Annotated in this window: 5 protein-coding genes and 3 pseudogenes; 6 read left to right on the forward strand and 2 right to left on the reverse strand. The window is 66.6% G+C overall.

The window, feature by feature from the left end:
* Nucleotides 1-619: 619 nt before the first annotated feature.
* The 3 genes and pseudogenes from ACIBB8_RS36795 to ACIBB8_RS36805 form a co-directional block, all read left to right on the forward strand.
* On the forward strand, nt 620-2,524 hold the full coding sequence (locus ACIBB8_RS36795) for an amidohydrolase (protein ID WP_398959652.1): 1,905 nt from the start codon (nt 620-622) through the stop codon (nt 2,522-2,524).
* A 99-nt stretch (nt 2,525-2,623) separates the two neighbouring features.
* Nucleotides 2,624-3,748: a DPP IV N-terminal domain-containing protein gene (locus ACIBB8_RS36800; protein ID WP_398959654.1), complete on the forward strand. Its 1,125-nt coding sequence runs from the start codon at nt 2,624-2,626 to the stop codon at nt 3,746-3,748.
* Between the two features lie 207 nt (nt 3,749-3,955).
* Nucleotides 3,956-4,185: pseudogene (locus tag ACIBB8_RS36805) on the forward strand (IS6 family transposase); the annotation flags it as partial.
* Between the two features lie 233 nt (nt 4,186-4,418).
* On the opposite strand, the pseudogene ACIBB8_RS36810 reads toward ACIBB8_RS36805, so the two are convergent.
* Nucleotides 4,419-4,619: pseudogene (locus tag ACIBB8_RS36810) on the reverse strand (IS6 family transposase); the annotation flags it as partial.
* Nucleotides 4,620-4,679: 60 nt separating this feature from the next.
* Between ACIBB8_RS36810 and ACIBB8_RS36815 the strand changes: the two are divergent.
* Complete coding sequence (locus ACIBB8_RS36815) at nt 4,680-5,405, forward strand: IS6 family transposase (RefSeq protein WP_398959660.1); 726 nt, start codon at nt 4,680-4,682, stop codon at nt 5,403-5,405.
* Nucleotides 5,406-5,656: 251 nt separating this feature from the next.
* Nucleotides 5,657-7,042, forward strand: coding sequence for a Helicase associated domain protein (locus ACIBB8_RS36820; RefSeq protein WP_398959656.1), 1,386 nt, complete (start codon nt 5,657-5,659; stop codon nt 7,040-7,042).
* Nucleotides 7,043-7,296: 254 nt separating this feature from the next.
* On the opposite strand, the gene ACIBB8_RS36825 is transcribed toward ACIBB8_RS36820, so the two are convergent.
* Nucleotides 7,297-8,025 carry a hypothetical protein gene (locus ACIBB8_RS36825; RefSeq protein ID WP_398959658.1) on the reverse strand — a complete coding sequence of 243 codons (729 nt, stop codon included), beginning with the start codon at nt 8,023-8,025 and terminating at the stop codon, nt 7,297-7,299.
* A gap of 232 nt (nt 8,026-8,257) precedes the next feature.
* On the opposite strand from ACIBB8_RS36825, the pseudogene ACIBB8_RS36830 reads away from it, so the two are divergent.
* Nucleotides 8,258-8,592 (forward strand): annotated as a pseudogene (locus ACIBB8_RS36830) (IS1380 family transposase); the annotation flags it as partial.

Raw genomic sequence — 8,592 nt, forward strand, 5'->3', positions numbered from 1 at the left:
TCGCATCACCCCCACGGCCGCACGACGGGACAACGGCCGCACGGACGATCATCCCGCGCCCACCGTCACGCCGCACGGAATTGAGCAGCAGAGTCACTGTTGCCCGGTGGAATCAGGCTTAGCGCTGACTTCGACCTCCAGGACCGCCGCGAGGATCCGCCTCCCGCCTACGAAATCAGTTGCCGTTCGTCGCCGGCGCCTCCGGCGGTGCTGTCGTGATGGGACAGACCTCAAGGACACCGGGGCCTGTGCTCAGTACCCTTCAATCTACGAAATCCGCTGCAATGTCGAAGCGAAACGACTGGATCGATGATTGGTCGCTATTTCGGCAACGGAAAGCGTTGACTTGGTGTTGAGCTTCACCTAGCCTCCCAATCACCCGGGCCCAACCTCTCCCGGTCAACGCGAAACTGCCCCCGAGTGACTGAACTGCATGCCTGGATCGGACCGTCGGCCTGATGCAACCCCTGATCAATAAGGCAAATTCGGAGTTCTCGATGCCTCATGGTCAGTGCTGCCTTCGGCGCCAGCCAAGCATCCGCTGGGAGTTCCGAACGGAGAGACTCATTCGGACTTCCCTGTTCCTAGACCTGCAATGGCACAGGCTGAAAGAGGCAAGGTGACTCACGTAGGACAGAGAAGTAGCCGCATACACTCACGATTCCGCCGCAGAGCAATCGCCGTCGTCGCGGCTCTGGCTCTTCCTCTCGGCATTACCGGCGCAGCTTCGGCATTCCCTGCGCCCCAAAGCGGGGCCGGCCATGCCGACACGTTCTTCGTTAACGGCAAGGTGCTCCAGTACGGCCCGAACCAAGCGAAGTTCTCGGATGCCCTCGCCGTCAAGGACGGCAAGATCGTCTTTGTCGGGGTCGGTACCCCGGGCCAGACCAAGAAGTGGGTCGGGCCGAACACCAAGGTCGTCAACCTCAAGGGCAAGACGCTCATGCCGAGTCTCGGTGACGGGCACCTGCACGGCGCCGAGATCATCGACTGCGATATGGGCTACGAAGGCGGCACGGTCAACGTGGTACTCGGCAGGCTCAAGGCCTGCCTCACCAGTGCCGAGCAGGCAGGCCACCTCAAGAGCAACTACATCCTGTCCGCCTTCAACTTCATGGGCGACGCGATGCAGCCCAAGGGCACGGTCCTCGACCGCGCGACGCTCGACCGGCTCTCGAAGTCGCCGGAGGAGGACCCGTACGGCACGGGCACAACGCGCCCGATTGTGGTTTTCAACATGGACGGCCACAAGTTCGCGACGAATTCCCAGGCCATCATCAACGCCGGCATCACCGCCGACACCCCGACGCCACCGGGTGGATTCATCGGCCATGACAAGAACGGTGAGCCGAACGGGACGTTCGCCGACTTCTCGGCGGACTTCGGCCCGGCGACGCCGCAGCCGCCAGACGCGGACTACCAGCAACTCGTCGCCAACATCAAGAAGGCCAACCGTCTGGGCGTCACGTCCGTCCTCCGGCCGGCCGGCAGCGAGACGGATGTACAACTGGCCAAGCGTCTGGCCGACGACGGCAACATGACGGTCCACTTCAACCAAGCCCTCACGGCCAGCGACGTCCGCGGGGCGTCCGAGGCCAAGATCAATGAAGTCATCGCACGGATCAACAAAGTCCGCAATGAGTTCGACGGCTACTCCTCGCCCAACAGCCCCGGCTCGCTCAGCATCGACACAGTGAAGATCTTCTGTGACGGTGTGCCGGAGTACCCCGGCCAGACGGCGGCCATGGAGAAGCCCTACCGGATCAACGTCGGCACGACGGAGAACCCAGTCTGGGTCGAGGGTGACCGGCGCGGAGAAGAGCCGTCGTGTGACGACGCGCGACGCGGCTTCCTCAAACTCGATGCGAACAAGTGGACCATCCACACGCACAGCATCGGTAACCGGGCCGTACGCGTGTCGCTCGACAACTACGCGGCGATCAAGAAGACCAACCCTGCGTGGGACCGTCGCGACACCATCACCCACCTGCAGTTCGTCAACAAGTCGGACTACAAACGGTTCGGGGAGATCGGCGTCGTGGCGAGCATGTCCTTGCAGTGGGCGCAGCGGGACGGCTGGACCATCAACGGAGCCGAGGGCTATATCGCTCCCGAGGACCTCGCCGGGATGTACCCGACGAAGTCGCTGCTGCGTAACGGGGCGGTTGTCGCCGCCGGCTCGGACTGGCCGGTCACCGACCTCATTCCGTGGACCGCGATCGAGACCGCGATCGACCGCGAAGGCGAGGTCAACGAGGCCGCCGGGATCTTGCCCGGCCAGCTCGTGCCCACCGAGGGGATCTCGCTCTTCGAGTCTCTCAAGGCGGCGACCATCGGTGTGGCCTACCAGATGCACCAGGACGACGTCACCGGCTCGATCGAGGTGGGCAAGCTCGCCGACCTCATCGTCATCGACCAGGACCTGTTCAGCATCCCAACCGAGAAGATCTCCGACACCAAGGTGCTCATGACCATGATCAACGGCAAAGTCGTCTACTCGGACCCGAATGCCCCGGTCCTGTGATGCGATCACACTGACGGCAGGCCGGTGGGGCAGCAGCCCCACCGGCCTGCTCCTTCCCCCGTCGACACGTTCTGCCCGTAGAGAGGTGAAGAGACGCCGATGGGATTCCTGAACCGGAGCGTTCCCTCCCGGCCCGCCAGCGCCGCCACCGCCGGTCTACTCCTGCTCCTTTCCGGGGGTGCGGCCGCCAGTGATGCCACGACGATCGGCGGCACGCCTCGTCCGAGCGTCTCCGCCGGACACGGTGACGAGGACGAACACGGTCACGAGGCCACCGAGAGCCACTCGGAGGAGGACTACGGTCACATCCATGATGCCCCCGTCCGGAGGCCCGAGTTCACGCGAGACCCGAAGCTCGCCTCTCTCAACCTCGCGACGGCGCCTCCGATCGTGTTCGCCAGCAACCAAGGTGGGGCGTTCCGCCTTGCGGGAGCCCGTTCCGACGGGTCCGGCCGCGTGCGGCTGTCCGAGCTCGCCGCGACATCACCATCATGGTCGGCGGACGGGGCGCGCCTGGCCGTGGTCGGCCGCATCTTCGAGGACTCGCACTACGAGCAGGCCGTGTTGGTGCTCGGTGCAGGTTCAGGGGTGAAGGAGTTGCTGACCGGCTCGCGGATTCCCTCCACATCGACGTTCCGCTCGCTTGACGAGGTATACGCACAGACCGCGCAGGTGTCGTCTCGCGAGTCGTCCGGAGCACAGTCGGTTTCAGGTGTTGAGGTCCTACGTCTCGACGGTGGAACCAGCAGGTCCGTCCTCGACGAGAAGGTCTCGGTTTACCACCCGGCGTGGGCCCCCGACGGGAAGCGGCTCGCCTACGTGACCGCGGCCCCCGGTTGTCGGGCGACCCCCGAGAGGCCGTGCGAGCAGCCCCTCAAGGTGACCGATGGCTCGATGGTCACCACGGTGGCCAAGGGTGGGGTGGCCGCCAACCCGTCGTGGTCTCCGGACGGTTCGACGATCGCCTACAGCTGGCTGGTCGACGGCAAGCGGCAGGTGCGCTTCGCGACCCAGAATGGCGATATCACCGAGGTAACCGCGGGCAGCGAGGACGCCGATGACCCGACGTGGTCCCCGGATGGGAAGGCACTGGCCTACACAAGCGGGTGTGACATCTGGGTACAGCCGGTCGCCGATGGGGCCGCGACGAACATCACGAAGACTCCGGGTGAGTGTGAGATTGCGCCCGCCTGGCGCCCTGCAGCACCCCCTAGGAGACCCTGAACAATCCCGTTTCTTGAGGTCAGGGGCAGGTCGTGGTGGCAGGGAAGGCTTCTCAATGAGCCGTCATGCGGTCCGCCTGCGGCGCACCGGTTCGGATGGCCTCGGCATAGGCCCGGGTGCGGTCCCTGCATGCCACCTCGAGGCGCTGTCACGTTGGCTGGCTGAGTGGGATGATCTTCGGGTTGATCATGCTGGAGAGGGTTGTCCGTGGGGGACGTGTCGCCGTCGTACAAGGGCCATCGGTACCCGGTCGAGGTGATCTCCCACTGTGTGTGGCTGTACTTCCGGTTTCCGCTGTCCTTCCGTGAGGTGGAGGAGCTGATGCTCGAGCGCGGTGTCGTCGTCTCGCATGAGACGGTCCGCCGCGGGTGTGCCAAGTTCGGGCAGAGCTACGTCGGCGCGCTGCGCCGCGACAGCCACGGCCGGGGGACAAGTGGCTCTACCTTTTTGAACGGGTTGATCCTCCCGTTCGTAGGGTGAGGACACCCAGGAGAGCTGGGTGTGGCTGACAAGTGGCTGCCGTTCGTGGCTTCAGGTGCTTGGCCGCCTGGCTCCCCACGACGACTCGGCCGCCGATTGGGAAGTGCGAACAGGGGCGCTGTCACGTTGTTGCGGGGGTGGGTGTCTGATGGTGTGTTGCGGCGTGGTGGGGGCCCGTTCCGGGCTGTGCTCAGGCCGTGGTGGAGGGGCCGGCGACTCCGGTGATGTGCTCCCAGATTGCGAAGCGGACGGTCATCTCGGCTCGGTAGTCGTGTGCGGGCATCAGGTGGCGGCGGGGCCGGAAGTGGGGTGAGATGCCGCTGAATGCGGACAGGAACCGCTGGGCTGCTCCGACGCTGTGGAAGCCCTTCATAGCGCGTTCGCGCTGCCTGGCGCTGTCACGTTGGCTGACCGGATGGGATGATCTTCTGGTTGATCATGCTGGAGGGGGCTGTCCGTGGAGAGCGCGTCGCCGTCGTATAGGGGTCACCGGTATCCGGTTGAGGTCATCTCCCACTGCGTGTGGCTGTACTTCCGATTCCCGCTCAGCTTCCGCGAGGTGGAGGAGCTGATGCTCCAGCGCGGTGTGATCGTCTCGCATGAGACGGTCCGCCGATGGTGTCTGAAGTTCGGGCAGGCCTATGCCCACGCGCTGCGCCGCCGGCAGGCCCGGCCCGGCGACAAGTGGCATCTGGACGAGGTCTTCATCAAGATCAACGGTGAGCAGAAGTACCTGTGGCGGGCCGTCGACCAGGACGGCAACGTCCTCGACATCCTCGTCCAGAACCGTCGGGACAAGGCCGCGGCCAGGCGATTCTTCCGCAAACTCCTCAAGAAGACCGGCACAGTGCCGAGGGTGCTCGTCACCGACAAGCTTCGCTCCTACGGCGCGGCCCACCGCGAGGTCATGCCCTCCGTCGAGCACCGCTTCCACAAGGGCCTGAACAACCGGGCCGAGAACAGCCACCAGCCCACCAGGCAACGCGAACGCGCGATGAAAGGCTTCCGCAGCGTCGGTGGTGCCCAACGGTTCCTGTCCGCGTTCAGCGGCATCTCGCCCCACTTCCGGCCCCGACGCCACCTGCTCACCGCCACCGACTACAGAGCCGAGATGACCGTCCGCTTCGCGATCTGGGAGCAGATCACCGGAGTCGCCTGCCTGCCCACCATGGCCTGAGAGCAGGCCCGCACCGCGGGCCCACCACGCCCCGACGCGCCATCAGGCACCCACACACCCAACAACGTGACAACGCCCTTGTCCTCGTTCCAGACAGCGGCGGAGCCCCGATCACGGAGTTCCTGATTCGGATCGAGGGGGAAGTCGCCCGAGTCCGTCACTGATCCGACGCAGTCACGCTCCTTCGGACTTCTAACGCCCGCGTTGGTGCAGAGAAGGGCGAGGGCGTCGACACCCGTAACTGCGACTCCGTGTACTGGGCCGACGTGCGCGGCTCCATGCCCGACCTCGTCCAGGCCGTGGGCCGGGCACTGCGAATGCAGCCAGGGGAAGGCAAGACGGCGTCACTCGTGGTGCCGATCCTGCTCGAACCCGGCGAAACAGCGGACAACATGCTCACCAGCCGGGCGTACGGCGGGCTCGCCAAGCTCTTGGAGGCGCTGCGGGCACACGACGCCCGGATCGTGGAGACCCTCGCCGAGCAGCAGGCACCCAGCCGCTCCCTCAAGGGCCACGCAGCTGGGGAGGGAGACGAGGAGCCCGGTGAGGGATGGCAGGGCGTGAGCGGCGCGGCCAGAGGGCTGCTCAAGTTCTCCACGCCCCGAGACCCAGCCGCCCTCGCAGCGTTCATCAACCTGCGCGTCCTCAACCCCGAACACGAACACTGGCGACGCGGCGTGGAAGCCGCCGTCATCTACGCCCGTGAACACAGCGACCTCCACGTCCCGTTCACCTACCGCGTACCGAAGGGCGAAGAAGCCGAGGGGGTCGGGTGGCCGGCCTCGCTCGCGGGCTTCCCCCTCGGACAGTGGACCGCCGACAACCGGCGCTTCTACGCCCGCGGCAACATGGACGACGACCGCATCGCCCAGCTGGAAAAGCTCGGCATGATCTGGTCCCACTACGGCGTCGCCTGGGAAGAAGGCCTCACCGCCGCGCGCGGATGGGCCACCGAACACGGCCACCTCCTCGCCCCGCTCGACGCCACCCACCAGGGCTACAAGGTGGGGATCTGGCTGAAGAACGCGAGGGCCGCCGCCCGGAAGGCTGCCGAGATCAAGCAGCGGCGTGCCGAAGGGCTGCCGGTTCAGTCGTCGGCCGGGACGCTATCGGACGAGCGGCGCGAACAGCTGGAGGAAATCGACGCGTCCTGGTGCCCGGCATGGCCGGTCACGTGGCAACGGTGCTTCCACCTCACCCGGCAGCACCTGGACGAGGGCGGGACGCTGCCCACCACAGCGGGCAACGTCGTGCGCCAGGGCGAGGAACTCGGGCGGTGGGTGAAGTCGGTCCAGCTCGGATGGGACCAGCTGAGTGGCGTGCAGCAATGGATGTGCGAACACATCCTCGGAATCGAACCCGCGGGCGAAGACGAGAAACCGAAACCGCGGACCAGCCAGGCGGAGAAGTGGGCGATGCACCTCGCCGCCGCCCGGCAGTACTACGAACGCGAAGGACACCTTCGGGTACCGCGCAAGCACGTCGAGACGATCACCATGAGCGGGGACGGCAGCGAGGACCAGGAGCAGCGGGACCTCCGGCTCGGTGCCTGGATCGGCAACCAACGGAGCAGGGCCGCCACGCTCACCCCGGAACGGATCGAGCAACTGTCCGAGATCGGCATGCGGTGGGCGTAGGCCGCTGGAGCAGGGTCGGGGCTGGCCTGCCGGGGTGGCGTAGGCGGGCGAGGGTTAGGGCCTGCCCGGCGGAGCGCGGCCCTGGCCGCATGCCCTCCGGGCCCCTGGCCAGGGGCCCGGAGGGCATGCGTGTTCCGTGACACGGTGACCGTCGCGGCGCTTCGCCTCCGGCTTCGCGCGTGACCCGTCAGACGCAGCCTCGGCTTGTCGGGCTCACCGTTCCGAGGCCCGCCGCGCGCCAGCTCCGGGGCGGCTCAGCAGGGGCGGGAGGAGGGACCGTTGAACCATGCCCAGATCGGCGTCCAGTCGCGGGTGTACAGGACGAGGTTGGTGTCGCGCTGGACCCGCAGCCAGGCCCCCTGACCGCCGCACCCGTTCGTGCCCGTGGCCCATATCGGGTTGCCCACGCCGTCGTAGAGGACGACGTTGCCGTCCCGCTGCATCCACAGCGACGGGTTCCAGGCACGGGTTCCGGTCGCCCACTTGGCCTTGTAGCCCAACAGGCCGTCGTGGAAGTAGAGGACGACATTGCCGTCGCTCTGCATCCACAGCTCGTACCAGTCGGCCGGGTCGATGTTGACGGCGATGTACGTCCCCTGGGTGAGGCACTCGCCGGGGCTGAGGTAGTCGTGGTACCCCCAGCCCTGCGGGGGCGTGTTGCAACTGGGTTCGGGGAACGCCTGCGTTGTCACGCCGCCCGCGGCCGGCATCGGCTGCGAGAGGAGACCCTTCTGCCGGGCTTCTCGCAAGGTCGGAAGGCCCTCGAGAGACGCGGACGGCAGCGTGGGAACCTTGGTATCCCCCTTCTTCGGCCAGTCGGACTTGTCGGGCCCCGGGTGAGGCGTGCCGGCGGTCGTGTGCGAGGCCGGGAACGAGCGGCCGGGATGCGACGACGCCTCGACTCCGGAAGCAGTCGATACACCGGTAGCGGTGAGCGCAATCGCGGCGAGCGCGACGCCCACCACAGCTCTTCTGAGATTCATGCAGCCATGCCACCGCACGGTGCTCAAGAGCCGATCAACAGGTAATAAACGGGCTCCAGACACGTCACAGCGGCATGGAAAGGACCGCGGCGGTCAGTCGCCGTAGCTGAGCCTCGATCCACCGTGTGGCGGGCGGGCTGTGGACGGTGGAATGAGAAGAGGCGCCTGCTGACCTGGGATGATGGGAGTTCTCTACGCTTCCATCAGGCCCAAGCAGCAAGGCACCTCGTAAGTGAAATCCTCCCACAGTCCGGCGGCGGTGTTCGCCGCGTTCGATGACCCGAATCTGATCGCGCACGCCGGGCTGGTCCCGGCGATCCGGCTGGCCGAGCGATGCGACCTGCCGCGATTGGTGGCCGAGAAGGTGAAGCTGACCGGCGCGGGCAACGGTGCGGGCACGGCTGCCGACGCGAAGACGATGTCCATCATGGGCGGGATGGTGGCCGGGGCGGACAGCATCGACGACCTGGACGTCCTGCGGCACGGCGGCCTGCCGCGCCTGTTCGGCGGGGTGCGGGCGCCGTCCACGCTGGGCACGTTCCTCCGCGCCTTCACCTGGGGGCATGT

This window comes from Streptomyces sp. NPDC051286 (assembly GCF_044455345.1).
GTDB lineage: Bacteria > Actinomycetota > Actinomycetes > Streptomycetales > Streptomycetaceae > Streptomyces.